This window comes from Rhodococcus sp. UFZ-B548 (assembly GCF_903819475.1).
Taxonomy (GTDB): Bacteria; Actinomycetota; Actinomycetes; order Mycobacteriales; family Mycobacteriaceae; genus Rhodococcus_F; species Rhodococcus_F erythropolis.
The window spans coordinates 20,723-42,610 of the sequence record NZ_CAIJDS010000057.1 but is presented as its reverse complement, the minus strand read 5'-3'; the positions used below and the strand labels follow the sequence as shown (position 1 = coordinate 42,610).

Annotated in this window: 24 protein-coding genes and 1 pseudogene; 8 read left to right on the top strand and 17 right to left on the bottom strand. The window is 60.8% G+C overall.

Features of this window, described 5'->3' with window-relative positions; translation table 11 throughout:
• Positions 1-41: 41 nt before the first annotated feature.
• Positions 42-1,178, top strand: a complete 1,137-nt coding sequence (locus H7C86_RS31575) for a GIY-YIG nuclease family protein (protein ID WP_021343094.1) — start codon at positions 42-44, stop codon at positions 1,176-1,178.
• 80 nt (positions 1,179-1,258) lie between these two features.
• On the opposite strand, the gene H7C86_RS31570 is transcribed toward H7C86_RS31575, so the two are convergent.
• The 4 genes from H7C86_RS31570 to H7C86_RS31555 form a co-directional block, all read right to left on the bottom strand.
• Positions 1,259-2,476, bottom strand: coding sequence for a Dyp-type peroxidase (locus H7C86_RS31570; RefSeq protein WP_182262942.1), 1,218 nt, complete (start codon positions 2,474-2,476; stop codon positions 1,259-1,261).
• Positions 2,469-2,969, bottom strand: coding sequence for a copper chaperone PCu(A)C (locus H7C86_RS31565; protein WP_019747182.1), 501 nt, complete (start codon positions 2,967-2,969; stop codon positions 2,469-2,471). The genes H7C86_RS31570 and H7C86_RS31565 overlap by 8 nt, the downstream gene beginning before the upstream one ends.
• A 25-nt stretch (positions 2,970-2,994) precedes the next feature.
• Positions 2,995-4,425 (bottom strand): PepSY domain-containing protein, encoded by a 1,431-nt coding sequence (locus H7C86_RS31560; RefSeq protein WP_030537604.1) that lies wholly within the window; start codon positions 4,423-4,425, stop codon positions 2,995-2,997.
• A gap of 108 nt (positions 4,426-4,533) precedes the next feature.
• Positions 4,534-5,064 carry a hypothetical protein gene (locus H7C86_RS31555; RefSeq protein WP_182262941.1) on the bottom strand — a complete coding sequence of 177 codons (531 nt, stop codon included), beginning with the start codon at positions 5,062-5,064 and terminating at the stop codon, positions 4,534-4,536.
• Between the two features lie 214 nt (positions 5,065-5,278).
• Between H7C86_RS31555 and H7C86_RS31550 the strand changes: the two genes are divergently transcribed.
• The gene (locus H7C86_RS31550) at positions 5,279-5,623 is read left to right on the top strand and encodes a hypothetical protein (RefSeq protein ID WP_020968637.1); all 345 of its coding nucleotides are present in this window, start codon (positions 5,279-5,281) and stop codon (positions 5,621-5,623) included.
• 385 nt (positions 5,624-6,008) lie between these two features.
• Entirely contained in the window at positions 6,009-7,175 is a 1,167-nt protein-coding gene (locus H7C86_RS31545; protein ID WP_182262940.1) for a MinD/ParA family protein, read from the top strand.
• Positions 7,176-7,212: 37 nt separating this feature from the next.
• Here H7C86_RS31545 and H7C86_RS31540 read toward each other — a convergent pair whose 3' ends face one another.
• The 3 genes from H7C86_RS31540 to H7C86_RS31530 form a co-directional block, all read right to left on the bottom strand.
• Complete coding sequence (locus tag H7C86_RS31540) at positions 7,213-8,247, bottom strand: hypothetical protein (protein ID WP_019747188.1); 1,035 nt, start codon at positions 8,245-8,247, stop codon at positions 7,213-7,215.
• Positions 8,248-8,448: 201 nt separating this feature from the next.
• Complete coding sequence (locus tag H7C86_RS31535) at positions 8,449-9,531, bottom strand: M48 family metallopeptidase (RefSeq protein ID WP_019747189.1); 1,083 nt, start codon at positions 9,529-9,531, stop codon at positions 8,449-8,451.
• 77 nt (positions 9,532-9,608) lie between these two features.
• Positions 9,609-9,812 carry a hypothetical protein gene (locus H7C86_RS31530; RefSeq protein ID WP_003945456.1) on the bottom strand — a complete coding sequence of 68 codons (204 nt, stop codon included), beginning with the start codon at positions 9,810-9,812 and terminating at the stop codon, positions 9,609-9,611.
• A 145-nt stretch (positions 9,813-9,957) separates the two neighbouring features.
• Here H7C86_RS31530 and H7C86_RS31525 point away from each other — a divergent pair, with 145 nt between their 5' ends.
• A complete protein-coding gene (locus tag H7C86_RS31525) occupies positions 9,958-10,113 on the top strand; it encodes a DUF6131 family protein (protein ID WP_003945912.1) in 156 nt (51 codons plus the stop codon).
• Here the strand turns inward: H7C86_RS31525 and H7C86_RS31520 are convergent.
• From H7C86_RS31520 to H7C86_RS31505, 4 genes are all read right to left on the bottom strand, one after another.
• Positions 10,107-11,276: a glutamate--cysteine ligase gene (locus H7C86_RS31520; RefSeq protein WP_097387773.1), complete on the bottom strand. Its 1,170-nt coding sequence runs from the start codon at positions 11,274-11,276 to the stop codon at positions 10,107-10,109. The genes H7C86_RS31525 and H7C86_RS31520 overlap by 7 nt on opposite strands.
• Positions 11,277-11,793: 517 nt before the next feature.
• Positions 11,794-12,180 (bottom strand): hypothetical protein, encoded by a 387-nt coding sequence (locus H7C86_RS31515; RefSeq protein ID WP_182262939.1) that lies wholly within the window; start codon positions 12,178-12,180, stop codon positions 11,794-11,796.
• Positions 12,181-12,437: 257 nt separating this feature from the next.
• Entirely contained in the window at positions 12,438-13,844 is a 1,407-nt protein-coding gene (locus H7C86_RS31510; protein WP_182262938.1) for a serine hydrolase, read from the bottom strand.
• 184 nt (positions 13,845-14,028) lie between these two features.
• Positions 14,029-14,916, bottom strand: a complete 888-nt coding sequence (locus tag H7C86_RS31505) for a class I SAM-dependent methyltransferase (protein ID WP_182262937.1) — start codon at positions 14,914-14,916, stop codon at positions 14,029-14,031.
• Between the two features lie 285 nt (positions 14,917-15,201).
• Here H7C86_RS31505 and H7C86_RS31500 point away from each other — a divergent pair, with 285 nt between their 5' ends.
• A complete protein-coding gene (locus H7C86_RS31500) occupies positions 15,202-15,540 on the top strand; it encodes a hypothetical protein (RefSeq protein ID WP_021333190.1) in 339 nt (112 codons plus the stop codon).
• A gap of 47 nt (positions 15,541-15,587) precedes the next feature.
• Positions 15,588-16,073: an RNA polymerase subunit sigma gene (locus tag H7C86_RS31495; protein ID WP_021333191.1), complete on the top strand. Its 486-nt coding sequence runs from the start codon at positions 15,588-15,590 to the stop codon at positions 16,071-16,073.
• Between the two features lie 44 nt (positions 16,074-16,117).
• Here H7C86_RS31495 and H7C86_RS31490 read toward each other — a convergent pair whose 3' ends face one another.
• The 4 genes from H7C86_RS31490 to H7C86_RS31475 are packed head-to-tail and all read right to left on the bottom strand — an operon-like array spanning position 16,118 to position 19,288.
• Positions 16,118-16,888 (bottom strand): glucose 1-dehydrogenase, encoded by a 771-nt coding sequence (locus H7C86_RS31490; protein ID WP_003945779.1) that lies wholly within the window; start codon positions 16,886-16,888, stop codon positions 16,118-16,120.
• Between the two features lie 8 nt (positions 16,889-16,896).
• The gene (locus H7C86_RS31485; protein WP_019747199.1) at positions 16,897-17,472 is read right to left on the bottom strand and encodes a TetR/AcrR family transcriptional regulator; all 576 of its coding nucleotides are present in this window, start codon (positions 17,470-17,472) and stop codon (positions 16,897-16,899) included.
• 51 nt (positions 17,473-17,523) lie between these two features.
• Positions 17,524-18,051 (bottom strand): SRPBCC family protein, encoded by a 528-nt coding sequence (locus H7C86_RS31480; protein ID WP_182262936.1) that lies wholly within the window; start codon positions 18,049-18,051, stop codon positions 17,524-17,526.
• Positions 18,052-18,100: 49 nt separating this feature from the next.
• Complete coding sequence (locus H7C86_RS31475; RefSeq protein ID WP_019747201.1) at positions 18,101-19,288, bottom strand: zinc-dependent alcohol dehydrogenase; 1,188 nt, start codon at positions 19,286-19,288, stop codon at positions 18,101-18,103.
• A 185-nt stretch (positions 19,289-19,473) separates the two neighbouring features.
• Here H7C86_RS31475 and H7C86_RS31470 point away from each other — a divergent pair, with 185 nt between their 5' ends.
• Positions 19,474-19,620, top strand: coding sequence for a hypothetical protein (locus H7C86_RS31470; RefSeq protein WP_019747202.1), 147 nt, complete (start codon positions 19,474-19,476; stop codon positions 19,618-19,620).
• A 150-nt stretch (positions 19,621-19,770) separates the two neighbouring features.
• Here the strand turns inward: H7C86_RS31470 and H7C86_RS31465 are convergent, their stop codons facing one another.
• Complete coding sequence (locus H7C86_RS31465) at positions 19,771-20,409, bottom strand: PAS and ANTAR domain-containing protein (RefSeq protein ID WP_182262935.1); 639 nt, start codon at positions 20,407-20,409, stop codon at positions 19,771-19,773.
• 168 nt (positions 20,410-20,577) lie between these two features.
• Positions 20,578-21,453: a haloalkane dehalogenase gene (locus tag H7C86_RS31460; RefSeq protein ID WP_142005965.1), complete on the bottom strand. Its 876-nt coding sequence runs from the start codon at positions 21,451-21,453 to the stop codon at positions 20,578-20,580.
• Between the two features lie 62 nt (positions 21,454-21,515).
• On the opposite strand from H7C86_RS31460, the pseudogene H7C86_RS38005 reads away from it, so the two are divergent.
• A pseudogene (locus H7C86_RS38005) lies at positions 21,516-21,824 on the top strand (MarR family winged helix-turn-helix transcriptional regulator); the annotation flags it as partial.
• Positions 21,825-21,888 lie beyond the last annotated feature (64 nt).

The window sequence follows — 21,888 nt, the reverse complement described above, 5'->3', positions numbered from 1 at the left end:
CGTTCGCCTCGCGTCTCGAGGTGATCGCCTAGGCTCGTGGCATGGCTATTGTCTGGACAGTTCCTCGCGCTATCGGCTCCACCCTGCTCGTTGCTCCGTTGATCAAGGAGTTCCTTGTCGAGGGTGACGGCACCCTCGATGCAAAACTGACTGCGGTCGGTACGGTCTCTGCATCTCTCGAGAAGCAAGTCGGCCGCACGTTCACCTCGATCAGCGCTGCTTCGGCGGCAATCTTTTCCGGTGCTGCCGGTTCCACCAGCGTGCCCGACGCACTCCGTCTGGCCGTGATGCGCACTCTGTCCACCGAGGTCGTCGTCAGGAAGCCGGCTCCGCAGCCGTTCACCGAAAAGGTTGGGAAGAGATTGGGGCAGTACGTCTTTGCCCTGCGTGACCCGCGCAACGATCAGGTGTTCCATGTCGGGCACGGCACGGGAAATCAAGTGTTCGCGCCGGTATTCGAAGCGCTCGGTGAACTTGCGAATCTCGAAGGAGCGGACGGCCCAGCCGAGTCGAATGCTGCTGTGACAGCAGCCAAGATCGCCCGCATCCGTGAAATCTACGACGCGGGTTCGGCGGTGGAGCACTTCGTTCTTCTCCGCTCGGTCGCTGCCGCCACGGATTCGGCCGCCACTACCGACGAGGTCGTCCGCGGCATCGTGGAAGCCTTGCGAATCACCGACGCGGGCGAGGGCCTGACCAACCTCGCGGGCGATACATCGGACAAGGACGCCCGTGCGACCCGCGTCGAGGAACTCGCGTTGCGCTACTCGGCCGATCCCGCGCCGGAACTCCCGACGCCGAGCATCGTCCTCCACGTGCCGGCCTCCGCTCGTCCGGGAGCAACGCCGGAAGAGATCTACGAACTCGCGCGCGCCGAGTGGTCTGCCGGTGCAGCTGTTCGTGCCGAGATCGGAATCCCCGTTCTGGTGTTTGCCGACAGCATCATTCGTGGTGCATTCCGCGCTCAGTCATGGGAGGTGTCCACCCGCAATGCCGACGGAAGCCAACTGTGGCGGTTCAACGGAACCGTCGACGACGAGCTCGCTGCCAAGTACGTCGGAACCGAGGTCACCCCGCACAACGTCGGCCTGAAGAAGTGGCCCGTCAGCGGTTGGGTCACGAGGTTGACTACCGCTCGTCCGGGGGCGGTTATGCCGGGACCTCGTAAGTCCAAGTAACGCAACAACTTCAGGTAGAAGGCGTTGTGGGGGCGGGATCCGAACGGATCCCGCCCCCACAGTATCGTTACCCGGGGTTGTCAGCCGAGCAATCCGCTTCCCACATAGTCGTTCTCGGTGCATCCCGGCGGAATGAGATACACCGCAGAACCGATCGGCGTCGTCCACTCGTTGAGTGCGTCGAAGTCACTCAATCGCTGTTGGACCGGTAGATATTGCTCGGCGATGTCCCGTTGGAATGCTGCGAAGATCAATCCCGAGTTCGAGGTCTGCCCGCCCTCGGGTGCGTCGTCGTAGTTGTATGCCCGACGGAAGAACTGCTCCTTCTCATGCGTCTGGTGGGCTCGCGCGATGTGTGATCCTGGCGGGATCACCGGAATGCCGAACTTGTCCGTGAGTGTGAAATCCGCTTCGTCGAATTCGTTGGTTCCGTTGAGCGGAGCGCCATTGGACAACGTGCGCCCCATGGTGAGTTCACGCCCCGAGCGATCGAGTTCGTCCCAGGTATCCATTTCCATGTGAATGCGTCGTAGTACCAACGAGGTTCCGCCCGCCAGCCACGGTTGACCGGCGCCGTCGTGCCAGATCAGTGAATCGAAATCCACTGTTCCCGGAGCCGGATTGACCGTCCCGTCCACTTGGCCCATGAGATTGCGCATCGTGGTTCCCTCGGGCGTGGTGCCGCGAGCGTTGCGGAATCCCTTTTGTGTCCACCGGATTGTCGTCAGTGATCGGACGTTCTTGGTCAGAACTCGCACAGCATGAGCAATGGTCACCGGATCGTCGCCGCAGATCTGCAGCAACAGGTCCGATCCGCCCCATCGATCGTCAAGTCGGTCGATCTCGTAGCTCGGCAACGGCTCGAACCAGTCCGGTTGACGTGCTTGCAATCCCAGCTTGGTGAACAGGCCAGGGCCGTAGCCGACGGTCACCGTCAAGCGAGCCGGATCCACGGCCAGTTCCCGTTCGGTATCGGCCAACGCCGGGTTACCGGCGGTCAGCCGTGACGCATCCTCGGACCACATCTTCATGATCCCGACGACGACTGCTCGATCGGCTCCAGGCAAGAGGTCGAACCCGATGAACGTGCCGTGCGCTTGCGGAGTGGTGGCGATCCCAGCTTGGTGGACGCCGTAGAACGGTTCCACCAGCTTGCCTGCTTGCTGCTCGTGTTCGCTGCGCTCGACCACTGTGGTTGCGCCCCAAGTTATTCCCGCGACGCCGAGCGCGGCGGCACCTCCTCCGAGAAGGCGCCGCCGGCTGAGTGCTCGGCCGGGCGGGTTCGTGTTCTCAGCCACCGTGATTCGGGTCGTAGTTCTCCTGATTACCGGAGAAGTCGCGAATCTGGGCTGTGAACGTGGTGCTGGAACCGTCGTCGTAGATCAAAGTGAGGTCGGTTTCTGCGCCCGGGAGCAGCGGCGCGGACAGGTCCATGAACATCAGGTGGTCACCGCCCGGGGTGAGGCTGGCGGACCCGTTGGCAGGGACCAGGAACCCACCGTCCTTGGGGCGCATCGTCATCGTGCCGCCGTCCCCGGTCACGACCTCGTGCAGTTCCAGTCGCGATGACGCGGGACTGGTTGCCGAGACCACCCGTACGTCCTTGTCACTGGAGTTGACGAGTTCGGCGAACGCCGCACTCATTCCCTCCGGCGCCGCCTTGACCCATTGATCCTGAACTGTGATGGATTGTGCGGCTTCGGTTTCCTTGTCGGAGTTGGAAGAACAGCCGGTCAAGGCGAGAGCTGCGGTCAGTGCAACAGCTGCGAATATCTTTGTTCGAACAGTCATGTGTGTCTCCGTGATTCGTGAGGTGTCAGGTGGTGGCGCGGCGTTTGAACGCCGCAATGCAAACGTCGATCAGCAGGAATGCGAGAAGACTGATGCCGAGTAGCGGAACGAACCAGCCCACCAGTGCGGTTACCGCAACCAGCGCAACAATGCTGAGCGGGGAGAGGTTGCGAATCCCGCCGCGGGCAGGGGCCCGGCCGACTGCCCAGTCAGAGCCACGGGTGGGGCGTCGGCGCCACCACATGATGTAGCCCCGAATGACCACGCTGACCAGAGCGAGTGCCAGTGCGGTGAGTGCGATCTGGTTGGCAAGGCCGAACAGCAGGCCCATGTGGAGCTGGATTCCCCAAGCCGAAAGTTTGGCTGCGAGTGGCCAATCCGAGAACCACAACTCGTCGGTGACCTTCTGCGTCGCTCCGTCGATTGCGATGGTGTTGTTGCTGTACACCCACGGCTGACGCGTCTGGGCGACGGTGAACGCCGTCTCGGCGTTCGCGGGTATCGATACTTCGACCGGACCGGTGATCCCGTTGTACCTGGCGATACCGAGGACGGTGTCGACACGTCCGACGTTGGTGTCTGTCAGCGTGCCGGCGGCGGCGGGGGCCATGTCGTGACCCTCGTGCCCGCCCGTTGCCGGTGGTGGAGCGTCGCCGAGAGTTTTCACGACCGAGGGCGTCGTCCAACTCAATGCGGTTCTCAGATTGCTGACGTTCTCTCCGGCGTAGGTCGACCACGTGAGGCCGGTCGCCGAGAGGAAGACCAATGCAACTGCTATCCAGATGCCGACGACACCGTGCCAGTTCAGGGTCCGGCTTCGTCCGGCGGATGCTCGGTCGATCGTGAGCAGTCGAGCGTTCCGGGCGGTGCGGTAACGACGGAACCAGAGGTAGACGCCACCGAGTGCGACCACCCACATCCACGACGCGGCCAATTCGCTGTAGAGGCGGCCGGGTTCACCGAGATGAAGGTGGCGATGCAGCTGAGAGATCCAGGTGCGCAGTGGCAACGAACCACTGCTTCCGTATACCGCCAGCTCGCCGACCGGCTGTGCAAGCACTGGATCGACGAAGACTGCGAGCCTCTCCGATTCGCCCAACGACGGATCGGTGAACAGGACCCGCGTGGTTTCTCCGGCCGCAGGGGACGGACGTACTGCCGAGACGGTCAGGTCAGGGCGGTACTGCTGGGCGGAACGGATCTGGTCGTTCAGCGACGCGATTTGTCCGGTGGTGTCGGTCTGGAGGTAGTCGCTGTAGACGAATTTCTCGATGGTGGGCGCCATCGCGTAGAGACCACCGCTCAGCGCGGCGATGAGGATGAACGGCCCGATGAGGATTCCGGCATAGAAGTGCAGGCGCAGAATCAGCGGTCTGGCGCCGCCGACCTGCTTCTTCGGGGGAGAGCTGTCGTTGGAAGCGCGTGTCTGTGCGCGCTCCAATTCGGGTGCGGACATGCGTGTACTCGATCCCGCTGTGCGCCTTTATTAACCGCCCGCGGTTAATAAAGGCGCACAGCAAAGTGGCGCACGTATTCACGTGCGTGAGAGGAAAGGGAAGGTGAGTTACACGAATGCCGGTGGGCCGCGAGTGCCCAGGCCTGAGGTGAGAAGTTGACGCAGAACAACTTTGGCGCGGTATCGAGTACGCGCAGTGAACGGCGAGGGTTCAGGTGCCCACGGGCGCAATAGGACGGCGACGATTGCCGCCACCGTCGATGCCGCCACGACGTACCCGCGTTCTGCGCCGCGGATCAGAACTGCGCACACTCCGACGGCAGCGATGTGCGCTGCGAACATCGGAAGCGACAGGAGTATGCCGTGTTGATGATCCGAAGCGATGGTCAATGTCGCGTGACCGATGGCCTGACCCGCAGCGAGCATGAGGGCGAGCAAGAGGGCAGGGGATCGGCGAGTGTCGATGGACGTGACCACCGCGCCGACGCTCGCGCACGCGAGGATCAACAACACCACCGCGCTCTCGGACGGGGCCATGCCGCCGCCACCGAGCGCGTGGGCTGCGACGGAAACCGCGCCGGAGGTACCGCCCACGAAAGCGCCGCGCAGCTGCGCGACATCTTTCGGACCCGGCGTCATACGCGAAAGGATACAGGCAGCTACTACGAGGGCTAGTAGTCGAGCCCGGCCGAGTCGGTTTGACGCCGTCGACGGCAGTCAGGTCGCGCCACTCACATTCTTGCAATCCCTGTATACGAATGGTGCACGGTCATCGTTCAACGCTGTCGGTCATCATCCGTACTCGTATCCGGCGCTGCCTACAGATGAACATGACTGGAACTCGTGGTCTCAGATGAGTGTCGAGTCGTTCGCGGGCGGCGGGATCGTTCGGCCGAGCCTTCGCGGAATCATGACTGCCAACGGAGATTCTGCAAAAAAGATTTGGATTACCGAGTTCGGGGCGCCTACAAGTGGGACTCCCGACAGCGTCAGCGAAGCACGTCAACTCGAGATCTATCAGGCAGCGATGGCAGACAAGCAAACCAAGTCTTGGTTGGGGCCGCTCATCTTCTACCGTCTCAACGACTACGCGCCTTACGGGGCAACGACGGATCGAGAGTCGTATTTCGGCGCAGTGAGGTCGGACGGCACCGTCAAACCGAGTGGTGCATACGTGAAGAGTGTGCTCTGCCCGTGATGGCGGTCGAATGGTACGAGTGATCCGTAGGGTTGGGGGCACTTCGTTCGAGAGCGCGGAATTCTGCAGCAGCTGAACACTTGTCCATGAAGGGAGGGCGATCGCCCAGGTGATCACCCTCCCTTTTCTCGTTTGTTACCAAGGGATTTGCCCTGACATTGCGGAAGGCTGTTTTCAGCGGCAGATGAAGATATCTGTGCCGCATATCGTTACGACGTTCGTATTTGCTGAGATCGGCACAGGCGTGGGGACCAAAGTCATCGAAGTGCGGGTGTAACGGTCTGTTGTGCCGTGACGGTATTGAGCAGAGAACGGCAAGCCCGCCAGAGTGATAGCGTCCGAGAGGCTATGTCCGAAATGATTCCGAACTCGACCTAGGAAAACGGTGCGCAGCGATAACAACGGTTCGAATAACGGAGTCCTGGGGAACAACTCCGGAACGACTCAGGGCGACGGCCTTTTCGACGCGTCCGACGACGGTTACGCAACGTCGATTCGAACCGTCACCTTCACGCCGCAATTCGACGAACCTGCGGCAAAACCGTTGCCCAGTCAGCGGATGCGCCAGCAACGTCGTGAAGAGCCGACCGATTTTCGGACCTCGACGCCCAGAGCTATGACGTCCGTCGACGATCTGGACATCATCAAGCGGGCGAAGCGTCCACCCGAACGCGGTTTGGGCAGTGTGTTGTTCAAACTCACCGGGGGTCGGATCAACACCGGGCAGTCGGCCGCCGAACTCGAACATCAAGCTCTGGTGCGCCGTGCCAACCGAACAGTGCGCGGCGTGTACAAGATTGCTTTCATCTCACTCAAGGGTGGTGTGGGAAAAACCACGGCGGCAAAGACCGTCGGTTCGACGTTCGCGTCGATCCGTGGCGATCGAATCGTAGCCATCGACGCCAATCCCGACCTGGGGACTCTGGCTGATCGTGAACGACGTGAACATCACCTGACCGTTCGTGATCTGTTGGCCGACGGTGACATTCGTACGTACAGCGATGTTCGCTACTACACCTCGCAAGGCGACAGCCGACTCGAAATCCTTGCGAGTGAGGCAGATCCGGAAACTTCGGAGTCTTTCAACGAGCAGGACTACCTCGATACTCTGCGAATTCTCGAGGTGCATTACAACATCGTCATCACCGACTGTGGCACCGGAATCATGCACTCGGCCATGTACGGAATTCTCGACGAAGCAGACGCTTTGGTAGTCGTCAGCCCGACGGCGCAGGATGGTGCCCGTAGTGCTGCAGCAACGCTCAGTTGGCTGACCAAGCACGGATACGCAGATCTGGTGAGCAGGTCGGTCGTGGCGATCAATGCGACGCGGCCGGGTTCGTCTTCGCTCGACCTCGACCAACTCGAGGACGTTTTCGCTCAGCGTGGAGTGCGAGCGGTCAAGACGTTGCCCCATGACGATCACCTCGGTGAGGGCGGTCCGATCGACTTGAAATTGTTGAACAAGCGCACTGCACGGGCATATCTGGAACTCGTCGCAGCGATTGCCGATGGTTTCCCGGACTCGGTGGGCAAGCACGCTTCTCGCTGAACGTGCTCGCCCCCGAATCTGATCATCAGGCCGGTGTTCAGGGGTGCCGAAGTATCGCGCCGTATCCGTCGGCGAGAACGAGGCGTTCGTCGATCTGTACCAGCTCGGTGCCGGTCCCGATTGCGATGTAGGGGAGTACGCGATCGGCGGGCCCGATCAGCTTTCCACTGGTGACTTCCTTGTCGTCGGGATCGGTGAGCAGCAGTGTCTCGACCTTGCCCTGCTCGAGGGCGTCGAGGACGCGTGCGGTCCCGTCGATGGAGAGGCCGGAGTCCCGGCCCTGCTCTGCGACGTAGCGTTCGGTTTCCGCATCCATTCTGCGTAGTCGCTGCGTGTCGATCAGTTCACGAATCGACTTCGACACCTCGGCGGGTGTCGAACCGACTGAACGCGAACCTTTTTCGACGTCCACCACCCGTAGCGTCGACGGTAGGAGCTGTGCAAAAGCTTTGCGGGACTGTACTTCTCCGATCACGACCACCAGTGCGACCTTGTGTTCGCGGGCGAGCGCCGCCGCGCGCTCCACGGCCTGTGTCAGGTTCTTTCGGATGTTCTCCTCCACGAGGCTTTGGCTGTCGGTGTACCGCTCCTGGCCGCCCACGTGTGCCTTGTGGACCGGGAAGCCGTCGCCGTCTACCGTTTCGCCGTACACGTCACGCCCGCGAGCATCGCGCACGCACAGGTCCGCGCCGGTGTGGTCGACCTTTGCGATGAGGAACGGTTCGGTGTCGTATCCGTGTGCGATCAGTGGAATCAAGTAGGGCAGTTCGCCCAAGGTCGCGATGGTGGAGCCGGCAGGTTCGAGCAGAATATCGTCGATCAGCACTGCCTCGGATGTGGCGACGATCGCGCGTCCGGCGCGACCTGAGATGCCGTGATGGTTGTCCTTCACCTCGTCCAGTCGCGCGATCAGCGATTCCGATGCTCCCTGTTTCGTGAGTTGATTGCGCATCGAGCGCCATTCGAGTTCGAAGCGCTCGCGTGCATCTTCCCGGTTGCGGACGTCTTCGAAGTACACGGAGGCAAACGGGCCGTCACTCGAACCGACCTTCTTCAGCCGCCCAGCATGCATGTCGGCTCCCTTCTGTAGTGGTCCTATGCCGCGTACCCGACAACTGGTGATTCGACACGACCGCTTTCAGTTCGCACGTTTGTTCGACTGCTGGTACTGTCTGTGAACGTGAGGGTGGTGCAGAGGGAAGCCTGCATCACCTTCACGCCAAGAACCCGGGACCTGCCGCCGACTGCCTTCGGTGGCAGGTCCCGATTCTGCTTAATCGGCGTCGTCAGTGCCCTTCGACCTGTCGGAACTCTTGCGCCAGTGAGTGAATCGTTCCTTGATGTCCGTCGCTACGTCGCCGACGCCGTTCCCGACGGCGCCCACGGCACCGCCCAATCCGCTACCGATGTCGCGCACCATCCGGACCAAGGGGTCTTCCGACTCGTCGAAGTTCTGCTTGTAGGTCTTGGCTGCATTCTTGAACTCGTCGCTGATCTTCGCTCCGTCGTCATCGCCGCGGCGGGGGTAGTTTCCGCGCAGAATCGCGGCGTAGTCTCCGCTGTCCACCCACTTCTTGAGTTCGGCGGCGCGAAGCACCGAGAACGGGTGAGAGAGCAGTTCGATGTTGAGGAGCTTGAGTACACCGTCGCGGAGGTCGCCGCTGGCGTCGTACTCGGCGGCCTGGGCAAGAAACGCGTCGATGTCGATTTCACTGACTCGGGATCCGCCGGCCAATTTCATCTGCACGCGAATCGCTGTGTGTACGTCCTGGCCGCACAGTAGTCCTGCACGATCGCCGGACAGTTCGGACTTGCGTTGCCATTCCATCAGGGCGGCGATGATCGCGCGCAGTGCCCATCCGCCGACCGGCAGCCATCCGATGGTTCCGGCCAGTCGCATCAAATGCATCAAGATGGTGCGATACACGGCATGGCCGGACAGTGCGTGGCCTAGTTCGTGGCCGATGATGAACCGTTGCTCCTCGTAGTTCATCACGTCCAGCAGACCAGTAGTGACCACCATGAACGGCTTGTCCATGCCGATGGTGAAGGCGTTGACCATCGGGGTCTGGAGTACGAACAGCTCTGGTGTCTCGTCGGCCTGCAGGATCTCGACGCAGTCACGGCGCAGATCGTTCAGGTCACTGAACTGGCGTTCGTCGACTCGCACTGACGTGGCGAGGTACATGAGGCGGTGCTGACGTTCTTGGAGCAGTCCGGACAGCGTCCGCAGAACAGTGTCGAACCCCCGAAGCGTCCGGAGCGTCACCAATGCGGCCCGATCGGCTGGGTGTTCCCACGCACGCGAGCTGATGTCCGGGAACTCGATTCGGGTGCGATCTGGTGCAGTGGTCATGGTGGCCCCTCACTTCGATGTGTGTCGACTCACCTCCAGGGTAACGACTAGTCGGTTTAGCGCGGATTTCCGGCAGCTCACTCGGTGGGCTGGGGGAGCGTGCAATCCGTGACTTTGGGGTTGACGCCGAAGTAGTTCAGCGGGCCGGCGATGACCGTGAGCGCGATGGTCCCGACGCCGGCGCAGTTGGTCGGCGAACTGCTGTAGTAGCCGCGTTGGCCGGCCGCGACGGCCCCGACTATCAGCCAGATCAGAACGATCAGAGTCACAATTCTCATCATGGCGGGCTCGATTCTTCAAATATTATGGTGCCCAGCGAAATACCCGGTCAGAGTGGGTATGAAACGCTCAGCCGACGGGTATCCCTGATGTATGCGGCTCGAGGCGGGCGTATCCGCCCGAGTGAACGCACTGAAGGAGCTTGTGATGATCATCCTCGGCGTAATCCTGCTGATTATCGGTTTCGTGGTGAACATTCCGATCCTCTGGACGATCGGTGTCGTCTTGTTGGTGATCGGAATCATCCTGTACGCGCTGGGCGCGGCCGGGCACGCTATCGGTGGTCGGAGGCATTACTACTGATCAGGGGTCGACCCGTCATGCGTATCCGTGCCAGTCGGGACGGTGCGCTCAACCGCACGTGCGATCAGTTTCCGCAGGCAGACCTGGCGAAGCGTTCGCTGTTGCCAGTCGCTGCCGCCGCCGGTCACGCATTTGTCGCGCAGTGCTGATTCCACGCTCGTGTACTCGCCTGTCTCGTCGAGGGAGTCACGGACATGGATCAGGAGTCGGTGCAACTGTTCCGTGGCCGAGATTCTTTGTGTGGTAACCGGATCGATCGACGCTCCCAGGACGCCTTCCTTCGCGGACACCCAGGTTGCGAGGCGGAGGTTCTCGAGGGAAGTGCGCGGAGCGACGACTCCTCGTTCGACGGCGCGCAGTGCAGTGGCGACCAGCGCGCGCACAAGTGCTGCAAGCAATACGGTGTCGTCGACCGTCGGCTGAACGTCGCAGACCCGGATCTCGACGGTCGGTAGGTGGCAGGAAGGCCGGATATCCCAGTAGGCCATCCGCTTGTCGAGCATCACGCCGCAATCCACCATCTTCGCGACCGCGGTGTCGAAGTCCCCGGCGGTCTCGAAGTACGGCGGCGGCCCGGCGACGGGCCACCGGGACCATTGGATCGCCCGCCAACTCGCGAAGTCGGTGTCGACTCCTTGGTGGATACGGGAGTTGGCGCTCAGTGCCAGCAGGGCAGGCAACCAGATGCGCACGTGATTGCAGACCTGCACGGCCTCTACTTGATCAGCGACGCCCACATGGATGTGGCAACCGCAGATACTTTGTTCGGCGGCGAGGGCGCCGAAGTGTTCGCCCATCTGGCGGTAGCGAGGGGAGTCGCTGATCTCGAAACGCGAAGGCCCCGAAAGCGGTGCGCCGACGGCCAACAGCCTGCAGCCGTTCAACTCGGCCGCTTTCGCCGCGAGCCGACGCATGTCGATCAAGTGGGTTCGGAGTTCGTCGATGCTCTGGCACACGGGAGAGTTGGTCTCGACTTGGCAGCAGGACAACTCGAGCTGAAGATCCAAACCGAGTGTCGACGCGGTTTCCGCAACCGCGGCATTGTCGGTGGACGGCAGCCAGGATGTCGGGTCGACGAGGATGAATTCTTCTTCGACGCCGACGGTCGGGGTCGTCGATTCGTAGCGGCCAGCGGTGGATCCGGTCGAGCAGGTGGCGCCCATGCTCGCGTCTACCCGGTCGGTCGAAGGCGGAAACCGACCCGAGGAAGCCCCGTTCTCGTCGGGAGAACGGGGCCTGTGGTCGGTCTTGCCAACATCTCGGAAGCGTCAACGAGCCCTTGCACACCGTATGAATCTGGGGACTGGCGTGCCTGGGAAAACGTACTGTGTCGGACTCGGTAAAACGAGACCCCAAGGCATGTCTCACCCCCGATTTCACCCTCATGCGAGGGTGCCTGCACGCCCTTCGTCGAGGCGCGGATCGTGACCTGGTGGCCTGCGGCGGTCCAGTCGCGGTTTATCCGTGGGGCCGCCTTTATCGGGCAGATTTCGAGAAATACGAACCCATCTAAACTAACGTCCAGCATTCGGATGTGAAGTTCTGGCGAAGTGTGGGGACTCGGTGAGTCAACAGACATTTGATCAGTTAATCGCGTGCACAGTATCCACTGAAGATATGTAATTTTCGAACTGGTATTGCGTTTCATCTGCGAGAATATCCAGTGGTCATGGGTGAAAGTCAGAAGGTGGGAGAAAGTGCCTGGGTTTGTGTTGCTAACGGTTCGTTATCGTCGCCGAATGCCCACCATGTATGTGGATGGCGCCTCTTGGAAGCGGGAAAACTGCGTGTCATCCGTGTCGCAACTTCCTCTGCCTTGTGGTCTTGGATTGAGAGTTTCACCAGGAGGATCTTTCGTAATCGACGCGTCCGGAAATTTTTCTCAAGATTTACCCACTTGCGAATTAGGGAATTTAATGGGTTGTGGAAAGTGGAAATATTGCGGGTGGGAGCTATTATTTGCGGTGATTTGCTCATATCTTGCTGAGTGAGATATTTGCAACCGAGGTGCCACGTGGTCGAGAAATAATGCTTTTCATGCTTTACATTGGAAATTGCAAGATGCACGTTTCATCCTCCAGTGTTAAACGAAAGGACGAACGCAATGGGTAGCTTGGAAGATTTCGACATCGCGGCACTTCTTCAGAAGGTCATCGCATTCTTCGACGGATTCTCGTCGGACGAGACCGAGCCCCCCACGGGCTAAGACTTGGCGAAGCCGCTGTGCATCCGGATGACACTGGAAGCACAGCGGCTTCTCTGTATCCGGACCTCATCTGTCAACCCAGTCGGAGACTGTCGCGAAATCTCAACCTTCTATCGTTCTAGCTGGTCGCATCCTTCTGGATCAGGAGCATCGCGTCGTCGACCGGATCGAAGTACAGAGCCGGATCGGCAACCAGGGCAGCGTCGTCACCATGAGTTTGCATGGTGACGACCCAGGCGCGATCGTCGTGTTCCACGTAGTAGGCACCCGCAAGGACCCCGATGGAGCTGCCGCCCTTGAATCCGCCGTAGGTGAACCATTTCGCGGACTCGTCACCGAGCGCCGGATCTTCGGCCAGTATGTCTCGAACCGGTGCGCCGCTCTCGGTCTTCGCCATCTCTTGCAACGAGACCAACGCGGCACGCAGGTCGGCGGGCGAGGCGAACCAGTCGATGTCGAAAGGCCATGCGGGGGTGGTGAATGCTGACGCCGGGATGTCCACCATGCCGCCAGGTAGTGCCGCCAGTATTGCTCGACGCTCGTCCGGGGTTCCGTCGCGCCAGGCGATACGTTGTGCGCCATCGTTGCCCCAGCCGAGTTGGAACAGTGCGCGGGTCGGCTTCAGTGGAATGTTGAGCGAAGGATCCGCCATGCCCATCGGGGCGAACTCGGCCTCGACCTGCTCGCGCCCGACAGCAGCGATCAGCATGTCGGTGGCGGTGTTGTCGCTGATCGAGATCATCTTGCCGGCGGTCTCCCGGACCGTGACTTCGGTTCCCGACGGCAGGTCCTGCATTGTCCCGCCGGGCATCGACTTGAGGTCGTCGGTGATGGTGAGCTTCTGATCCCACGAGAGTGTCCCGTTCTGGACAGCCGTCGCGACCGCGCCGAGAACGTACAGCTTGATCGTTGACCCTGTGGGCTGTGGTGAGGTGTCGCCGACACCGAAGACTTCGGCGTTCTTTCCGCCGGTGACCTCGGTGACGGTCAAGTTCGTCGGCGCGGGAAGTGCTTTGACAGCTGCCTCGAGCTCTTGCCACGATGCGGCAGGCACATGATCGTCTTTGGTCGGTGTTATCGCCATTCCAAGGACCAACCCGCTGCCGTCGACGACGACGTTTATGTCGAACGCGCCGCCGGTGGTACTGGTGATGGAAACGGTGCCGTCGGTATCGCCTCCCTTGTAATTCACTGTTGTCCAGGGCTGTCCGGCTCGGATGGAGTCGAAGTCCGGAGGCGTCAGGACAACTGGTGCGGTGGGTCCGAAGTGCTCGGCGATTTCTTCCTGGGGCAATGGCGCGCTCGTGTTGAACGCACTGAGAAGCCAGCTGATCTGCTTGCCGACGGGGCTGTCGGGGATCGTGACTGTCGTGGGTGTCTCGGTGGCGGAGACCTTTGTGCTGTTGTCCGAGGTTTGTGCAGAATCCGGCCCGGAAGTACATGCGGCGAGGGCGAATACCGCTGCGGAGGTAAGTGCCACCAGCGTGAGCGGGCGACTCTTCCTGCGTGCGTGTTCGAGTTTCATGGACTCATTTCATCAGCGTTCTCTTCGGCGCGCGTCCGTCTGAGGTGTAGACGTACTCAGCCTGAAGTACTGAATCGGTTCATCCTCGAGTACCGTCAACTACTTGTCGTGGTGACACGCATAGTGAAGCTGGACAAAACGGAGAAATGCTGCACCCGAGTAACTTTCGTGAGGACTGCCCGAGTTAGTTCTTGGTCGCGGCCAGGAAAGAAGGCTGCGTCGACAGTGCGGCGATCTCTTCGGGGAGATCAGGAATCCGGCGATCGTACAGATCTGCCAACTCCACCGAGCTGAAGCATCGGACGGTCCAATTGTGTTCAGTGAGCCACCGGCCGGGATCGGATCGTTTGTCGCTGTAGAACAGTTGCGAAATGTCCAGGTCTCCGAACGGGTTCTCGGCAAAGTACTTGGATCTGATGGTCGCCAGCTTCTTCGGGTCCGTGCCGGCCGGAAAGTCGTTCACTGCCAACCGACTACCTGTGGCCGAGAGTTCGTCGATCCGCTCGAACAGGGCGTCGTGGGCCGGGCCGGGGAGATAAGCGAGCAGGCCTTCTGCGGACCATGCAGTAGGGTCCTTCGGATCGAAACCGGCCTCCGCGAGCGCAGTCGGCCAGTCGTTGCGCAGATCCGTAGGCACAGTGCGTCGATCAGTTTTCGGCTGGGCGTCGCGCGCCGCGAGCACTTCGGCTTTGAACTCCAGTACCTTTGGTTGATCTACTTCGAACACTGTGGATTCTGAGTTCCAATCCAGCCGGTACGCACGCGAATCCAACCCCGCCGCAACGATTACCGCCTGTTTTACTCCGGATTCGGTTGACGACAAGAAGAATTCGTCGAAGAACCTGGTTCGCAATCCCATGAAACCGCCGAAGGGTGTGTCGTCGAGGAGTGCCGGATCTTTCAGAAGAGCTGTGAAATGCGGCTCCGCTGCAGCTTCTACGAACCACGATGCGAACTTGTCTTCGATGATCGCGTCCGAGCGGGCGCTTTCCAATGCGCGGAAGGTCGCCACTGCAAGCGCGGTGAGTCCGACGCTACTGACGATGTCCCACGTATCTCCATCGCTCCGCATTTTCTGGGTGTCCTTCCGCTCTGGACGACTGAGCCGAACCCTCTCGACTTTACGCCCGAGCGACCCCTTGCCGCCTGGAACGGAACGGTCGGAACTGGGGCGCGAACAACAACGAGCCGGCATCGGAACATTGTGTAGTGCAAGGCGTTCGGTTTGAAGTCAGCCCTGCCAGGAATCTGCCAGGGTTGTGCCAGTGGACGGCCAGGATGCAGGACTTCACTGGTGTGTGCCCCGTTCGGGACAGCCAGAGAGAGTCTGGAGAAATCTTCGGAGAAGGGATCGATCATGACACGACTATCCGCACCGGAACAACGTAGGAAGTACTTCTGGACCAAGCTCGCGGTGACGGGTGCGGTATTGACCGTACCCATTGCCGTGCTCGCCGCACCGGCCTCGGCAGATACTGTGAATCATGATGTAACACAGGCCGATAACAGTTGGTACGGAGATCAGGGGGGCGATCACTCGCACGATTGGGACCGTGGTGGAAACGGCGGCTGGAACCAGGGTGGTAACTGGAATCAGGGCAACGACTGGGGCAATCAGAACCAATGGCAAGGCGGGCAAGATCAGGCACCCGCGCCGACAGTGAACCCCTTCGCCGGACTGTTCGGATCCAGCTGATCCCCCGGCTGCACGACGAATTTCGGGTCGAGAGAGATTGTAAGCCCATGTTGCAGGAAGGCTCGCTCGAGATGTTGGCCGCCGCGGCACGGAGCGGTAGCCATGAAGCCATGACCGATTTGTACGCAGTGTTTCGCCCGATGGTTGTGCTGCGGTGCCGTGCCGAGCTTGATCGGGCCGTCTCCGACTCCGCCGCGGATGCTGCATGCATCTCTGTTCTCACGGCAGTTTGTGACGGATCGGCGGCGAATCAGCCTTTCCTGCGCCTGCTGTACGTGAGTACAAGCGTCGCGATTGCTCGGGCGGCATCCGACCGGTTCAGCAGTGGGCCGCTCCCACCTCCAACAGCGCTCCCGGTTGTCGAACGCGATGTCCTGGTGTTGCGGTTGATCGTCGGCCTCGACAGTGAGGCGACGGCAACATCGCTCGCCCGTACGACCGACCAGGTGTCACTCGACCTGCATCGTGCGCTGCAGCGCCTGCGAAAGTTGAGTTCTCCGAATGCAATCAGGGAGACGTTGGTATCTACCTGAGGACGTTCGGAATGCGCAGGTTCAGGCGGGAACGGATCCCTGCCTTACTGGCCGGCGATGTATTCGATCGACGGTCCGGCGGTCCAACCACCGTCGACGGCGATCTCGGAACCTGTTGTGTACGAGGCATCGTCGGAAAGTAGGTAGGTGACCGCACCGACCAACTCCTCCGGGCGACCGACACGGCGATACGGATTGTTGGGGAATGCGCCCTCTTCGAGGCTGATGCCCGTCGGCGCAGTCATGGGGGTGAGGACCATGCCGGGGTGCACGGAGTTGACCCGAATCTTGTCGCGACCGAGTTCGACGGCGGCGATCTTGCTCAGCCCACGCACGCCCCACTTGGCTGCGCCGTAACCGCTGGTCAGGGCCATGCCCATCAGGCCGGCGGCCGAGGAGATGTTCACGATGGATCCGCCGCCTGCTGCCTTCATGAACGGCACCACCGTGTGGATACCGGTGTGTACGGACACCAGGTTGATCTGGATGATGCGTTGGAACGTCTCGAGCGGTTCTTCGGCGACCGTCTGGCCAGACGCCGAGATTCCGGCATTGTTGACCAAACCGTTGATCGCGCCGAATTCGGATACCGCGTACTCGGCGGCGGACTTCCAAGACGCCGGATCGGTGACGTCGAGGTGAACGTAACGTGCTGCGTCGCCGAGAGATTCGGCCACTGCTCGGCCGTCGTCGTCGAGTAGGTCGCCGATGACGACGCGGCCGTTACCCGCGACGATGCCGCGCGCAAACGCTTCGCCCAGGCCGCGTGCGCCGCCAGTGACGAGAACGATTTTTCCGGAGAGATCCTGAGTCATGATTGTTCCTAACCTGTTGGTGTTGCGAGATATGGCTTCGAGAACGCGCCGAGCGCGCGGGTGATGGCCTTGGGTGCGGGGGTCCGGAGGTCTGCCATCTCGCGCAGTGCGGCCACTACCGCCAGTGTTGCCTGGCCCGAAGCCGCTGTCGTGTCGAGCGAGCCTTCTGGCCGATCGATCAGACGTGCAACTTCTGGGCGGATCAGTTCCATCGTCTCGAAAGTTGCTGATTCCCAAACTCTCCGGAGCGCCGCGTCGCCGAAGATGATGGGCATCAGTGACCGAGTCATCGGCTCGAAGGACTCGCCGACCGATGCGATAAAGGCCGTCTTCACTGCCGCTGAGAGTCCGTATTCGCGGGATTGCGCGCTGAGGGCGGTGGCAAGACTGCGGTTTCCCTCGTCGAGCATCGGCCAGATGCTCTCTTCCTTGGTGGCAAAGCAGCGATAGAAGGTGCGCTCGGAGATTTCTGCCCGTTCGGCGAGCTCCGCGATGGTCGTCGAAGTGTCGCCGCGTTCGACGAAAGCGGCAGCGCAACTCTGCGAGACGCGGAGAAGTAGGGCAGTGCGGCGGGCTGTTGCCATATCCGCACTGTACCAAAAGTGGCAGAAACTGCCACAAGCTGTGCCGGTCGGTCAGCCGGTGCTGCCTTCGATGCCGGATACCTCCTGCTCAACGGCGCTCTTGATGTTCAGCAGCGTCTTGTGGATGTTGCCGCGCTGAAAGTCGGCGAACGTCTTTCCGCCGGTGGCAACTTTGTCGAATATGTCGGCCGCAAAATCCGGCCAGCCCCGTCTGTCGTCGATCCACGTTTCGGTAACTCGGGTTCCACCGGGGACGGGCTGAAATCGGTACCGCCAGGTTGCAATAGCGGCAGAGATTCGTGGCGTGGCAAGGCCGATCTTGTGAACACGGAATTCGAACAGTTTCCCGGTGTCGGCAGCGGTGACGGTGCATCTTGTGGTCCACTGCGCGCGCCCACGTTTGTTGTGCCCGTCGAACTCCATACCCAGGAAAGCGCTTTCGCGGTCTCCCCGCAAGGTAGCTCCCAGGTTTTCGGGACTCCAGTCGCCCATGCGAGTGGGATCGCTGATGAGCTCGTAGAGAGAAAGCGCGTCGACATTGACGACGACGCTGTCGGAGACGGTGAGTTCGCGAGCCATTTCGGTTTCAGTTCTTTCTGTCGAACGTGGATGGAATCGGTGCTGATTATTACCCGTGCGGTTTCAGTTGGATCTTGACCGCGCCTTCCTGCTTTTTCTGAAAGATCTCGTAGGCGTGTGGCGCCTGATCGAGCGGCAGCTGATGAGTGGAAAAGGTGTCGACGCCGAGTGGGTCGTCATCAGTGAGCAAAGGCATGATGTCGTCTACCCACTTCTTGACGTTCGCCTGACCCATCCTGAGCTGAATCTGCTTGTCGAACATAGTCATCAGCGGCAGTGGATCAACCATGCCGCCGTATACACCGATCAGAGAAATCGTCCCCCCGCGCCGAACGATGTCGATGGCCGAATAGACCGCACCGAGTCGATCGATTCCTGCGTTACGCATCGCAGGCGCGGCAAGAGCATCGGGAAGGAGTCCGACGAACTGCTGCGCGAGCTTTCCGATCGGAGACCCGTGAGCTTCCATTCCGACAGCATCGATCACCGAATCGGTTCCACGGCCGTTCGTCGCATCTCGGACTGCGTCACCGATCTTGCTGCCGTAGTCGTCGAGATTGAGGGTTTCGATCCCGCGTTCGGCAAGGCGTGCAAGGCGTTCGGGTACACGGTCCACGCCGATTACTCGAAATCCCTTGTGGTGAGCGATGCGGGCCGCCATGTCACCGATCGGTCCGAGACCGAGGATGGTCACGGACCCACCCGGCGGGATGTCGGCGTATTCAACCGACTGCCAGGCTGTGGGAAGCACGTCGGAGAGGTAGACGAATCGCGAATCCGCGGGACCTTCGGGAACTTTGATGTGTGTGAAATGTGCTTGCGGTACTCGAAGGTACTCGGCCTGCCCGCCTGGCACCGAGCCGTACAGCTCGGAGAAGCCGAACAACGCTGCGCCCGTTCCCTGATCGCGGACCTGAGTCGTCTCGCACTGTGTGTAGAGGCTCGAATCACACATGAAACAGTTGCCACACGAGATCTGGAACGGGATCACGACGCGGTCGCCTATCTCGAGATTCGTGACTTCCGAGCCGACTTCTTCGACGATGCCCATCGGTTCATGACCGAGAATGTCGCCGGCATTCATGAACGCACCCAGAGTCTCGTACAGGTGCAGATCGGATCCGCAGATATTCGTCGTGGTGACCTTGATGATCGCGTCACTAGGTTCGACGATCTTCGGGTCCGGAACCGTATCGACGCTTACTTTTCGTTTGCCTTGCCAAGTCACTGCGCGCACTGGGATCGACCTCTCATCGCGGAAATGCTGTTCGCAGTCACCTGCCCGAAAGCGCTGAAATGCAAACAAAACCGGTGAGGGTTGCGGGAAGTGCTGAGAGCGTTAGATTGAGAGGGAGGCGGGCCGAGGCTCCTGAAAGGCCGCACGCCGTATGACTGACAGGACCAAATGACGGGGATGACCGCATGACCGAGAAAGACAACAACGACCAGTCGCCCAAGGGTGGGCACCCAGGGCCCGTGGACAAGGGCGGCGACGGCGGAATGGCAACGCGAGAACAGGCGCCTGAACTGGTCGAGGAGACCTCCGAGAAGAAGTCTGACGACAAGTAGTTTCCTTTTACTCCGCGTTGGGTAACAACGGGGATAGGCCGCATCGGACCGTCCCGGAATCAATGCGGGCGAGGTTCCTCGAGGTTGAGCAGCCAGCCACGGGAACCGCCTTAAGCATCTCCCAGTTCGTGGTTCAGCCGGGTTAGAAGTTCAACCCTGTAACAGCAAGTGATCGAACCGGGTCCGCAGAAGTGTCGGGACCCGGAAATCGTCCAGCGTGCGAACTATCAACTGCTCGGCAACATCCCTGAGTTTCACTTTGGTCTCCTGCGAACGCCACACGAGGATGTCGAAAGCTCGATCGGCAGAGATTCCGTAGATCACCATGAGCATGCCTTTGGCTTGCTCGATCACCCCGCGAGAAGCAGTGATTTCGTTGACCAGCACGTCGACAGATGCTTTCACCGTGCTGTCCAGGGTTTCGGTGACGTCGATGTAGAAGCCTGAGCTGCCGACCACAGCACCCGACTCGTCCACGACGCTGTCGCCGACGACGATTACCGAGTGAGTGTCCCCTGCGGTGTCGATGATGCGGTGGCGGCTGCTGAACGGGCCGCCTGAAGTGCGGATGGCATGCAGTGTCTGGGCAACGTGTCTTCGGTCGTCGGGATGCTTGTGCGCGAGCATCAATTCCGTCGTCGGAGCCACTTGGTCGGGTTCGTATCCGTGAATCCGTGCGACTTCGTCCGACCACTCCCACCGGTCGCCGTTGCGGTGATAAAGAAAGCCGCCCACCCGGTGTGGAGCCCCCGATCCCGACGTTCGCCCCAACCCGTCCTCGTTCACCACACACGCCCCCTCGTTCTCGACCTCGTCCCAACCGGCGTACTCGCCAGTTAGTTATATCGGACAAATCCGGCGGAGGTGGTGTCGGTCCCATATTTCGGAGCACCGTCTGGATCGCTACCGCATGGGTCGGGGAAACCGGCGCTCAGAGTACGTGGCGACGGTCCCACTTCAGTCGCGGCTGAAGCAGTGTTGCCGCTGTGTCCATTCGGTGATCGCCGCCGCGATGGCCGCAGGCTGATCCTCGGGGGCGAGATGTCCTGCGGGACCGCACTGTTTCACCTCGAGATTTGCGATATTCGATCGGCTCCACGCGACTTCGTCAGGTCCGATCATGAGAAGTTCGGCGGGGCCGCTGAAGGTGAGAAGGAGTTTGGGTACCTCGCTGCTTTCTGCGAGCCAATCGCTGTACGCCGCCACTCGTGCATTCACGTCGCCGGGACTTCCTTCGACGGGGAAGGACCGTGGCCACTCGAGAAGGGGCCGGCGACTCTCCGGCGAGGGGTAAGGGGCGCGATAGGTTTCAGCATCGGTTTCGGACAGCTCTCCGAGAACTGTTCTGTGAAGCGCAATTTCGAGGAAGAAGTTTTCGTCGAGTACCTTGGTCTCGCCGATACCGGGAGCTCTCAGGGCCTCGACCCGCGCTCGTGCGTCTCCCGGGAAGTGCTCGTCCCAGGTCATCGGACGCAGGATCGTTTCGAAGAAGGCGACACCTCGAACGCGTTCGGGATGGCGGGCAGCCCAATCCAGTGCAAGTGCCCCGCCCCAGTCGTGTCCGACGAGTACGACGTCGTCGAGATCCATCTGGTCGAACCATGCGTCGAGGTAACGGGCGGTGTCGAGAAAACCGTAGTCGATTGGCGGTTTGCCCGACGCGCCCATTCCGATGAGGTCAGGGGCAAGCGCTTGGCCGAGATTTCCTATCTGCGGGAGGATGTTTCGCCACAGGTAGGAGGATGTGGGGTTCCCGTGGATAAGTACGAAGGGTATTCCGTCTCCGCACGAGCGGTAGGCCACAGTCGAGTCGAGCACGGGAATTGTGGGCATTGCGACTCCTCAAATAGTTTCCATGTACCCTAATTGAGATAGTAGCCATGTATTCTATTTGAATGCAAGATCGAGAATTATGGACGACGGGGTCGCTGGTGTGGCACCTTGGCTTGCGCTGGCGGGCGGGGGTTGACCGAGCGATCGCCCACCTCGGGTTGACCCACGCCCAGTATTCGGTGCTCGCGTCTCTCCATGGTCTGGTGAGTGCGGGGGAGAGGCCTAGTCAGCGAGAACTCGCCGCGCACACGGGGTTGCAGCGAATCTACATATCCAAGCTCGTGCGAGCGTTGGAGAAGAGCGGGTTTGTTGTCAGCGAACGAGACAGTCGCGATGCGAGAGCCGTTTGCCTCGATCTCAGTGACGAGGGGAAACGAGTCATAGAACTCGCTAAAGACATTGTCCGCCAATTGGATGCAAAGAATACGGAAGTGC

Bases quoted from the DNA above. Each gene is read 5' to 3' on its own strand.
- H7C86_RS31575 (WP_021343094.1), top strand. From the start codon at position 42: ATGGCTATTGTCTGGACAGTTCCTCGCGCTATCGGCTCCACCCTGCTC.
- H7C86_RS31565 (WP_019747182.1), bottom strand. From the start codon at position 2,969: ATGACTGTTCGAACAAAGATATTCGCAGCTGTTGCACTGACCGCAGCT.
- H7C86_RS31560 (WP_030537604.1), bottom strand. From the start codon at position 4,425: ATGTCCGCACCCGAATTGGAGCGCGCACAGACACGCGCTTCCAACGAC.
- H7C86_RS31555 (WP_182262941.1), bottom strand. From the start codon at position 5,064: ATGACGCCGGGTCCGAAAGATGTCGCGCAGCTGCGCGGCGCTTTCGTG.
- H7C86_RS31550 (WP_020968637.1), top strand. From the start codon at position 5,279: ATGAGTGTCGAGTCGTTCGCGGGCGGCGGGATCGTTCGGCCGAGCCTT.
- H7C86_RS31540 (WP_019747188.1), bottom strand. From the start codon at position 8,247: ATGCATGCTGGGCGGCTGAAGAAGGTCGGTTCGAGTGACGGCCCGTTT.
- H7C86_RS31535 (WP_019747189.1), bottom strand. From the start codon at position 9,531: ATGACCACTGCACCAGATCGCACCCGAATCGAGTTCCCGGACATCAGC.
- H7C86_RS31530 (WP_003945456.1), bottom strand. From the start codon at position 9,812: ATGATGAGAATTGTGACTCTGATCGTTCTGATCTGGCTGATAGTCGGG.
- H7C86_RS31525 (WP_003945912.1), top strand. From the start codon at position 9,958: ATGATCATCCTCGGCGTAATCCTGCTGATTATCGGTTTCGTGGTGAAC.
- H7C86_RS31520 (WP_097387773.1), bottom strand. From the start codon at position 11,276: ATGGGCGCCACCTGCTCGACCGGATCCACCGCTGGCCGCTACGAATCG.
- H7C86_RS31510 (WP_182262938.1), bottom strand. From the start codon at position 13,844: ATGAAACTCGAACACGCACGCAGGAAGAGTCGCCCGCTCACGCTGGTG.
- H7C86_RS31505 (WP_182262937.1), bottom strand. From the start codon at position 14,916: ATGCGGAGCGATGGAGATACGTGGGACATCGTCAGTAGCGTCGGACTC.
- H7C86_RS31500 (WP_021333190.1), top strand. From the start codon at position 15,202: ATGACACGACTATCCGCACCGGAACAACGTAGGAAGTACTTCTGGACC.
- H7C86_RS31495 (WP_021333191.1), top strand. From the start codon at position 15,588: ATGTTGCAGGAAGGCTCGCTCGAGATGTTGGCCGCCGCGGCACGGAGC.
- H7C86_RS31490 (WP_003945779.1), bottom strand. From the start codon at position 16,888: ATGACTCAGGATCTCTCCGGAAAAATCGTTCTCGTCACTGGCGGCGCA.
- H7C86_RS31485 (WP_019747199.1), bottom strand. From the start codon at position 17,472: ATGGCAACAGCCCGCCGCACTGCCCTACTTCTCCGCGTCTCGCAGAGT.
- H7C86_RS31480 (WP_182262936.1), bottom strand. From the start codon at position 18,051: ATGGCTCGCGAACTCACCGTCTCCGACAGCGTCGTCGTCAATGTCGAC.
- H7C86_RS31470 (WP_019747202.1), top strand. From the start codon at position 19,474: ATGACCGAGAAAGACAACAACGACCAGTCGCCCAAGGGTGGGCACCCA.
- H7C86_RS31460 (WP_142005965.1), bottom strand. From the start codon at position 21,453: ATGCCCACAATTCCCGTGCTCGACTCGACTGTGGCCTACCGCTCGTGC.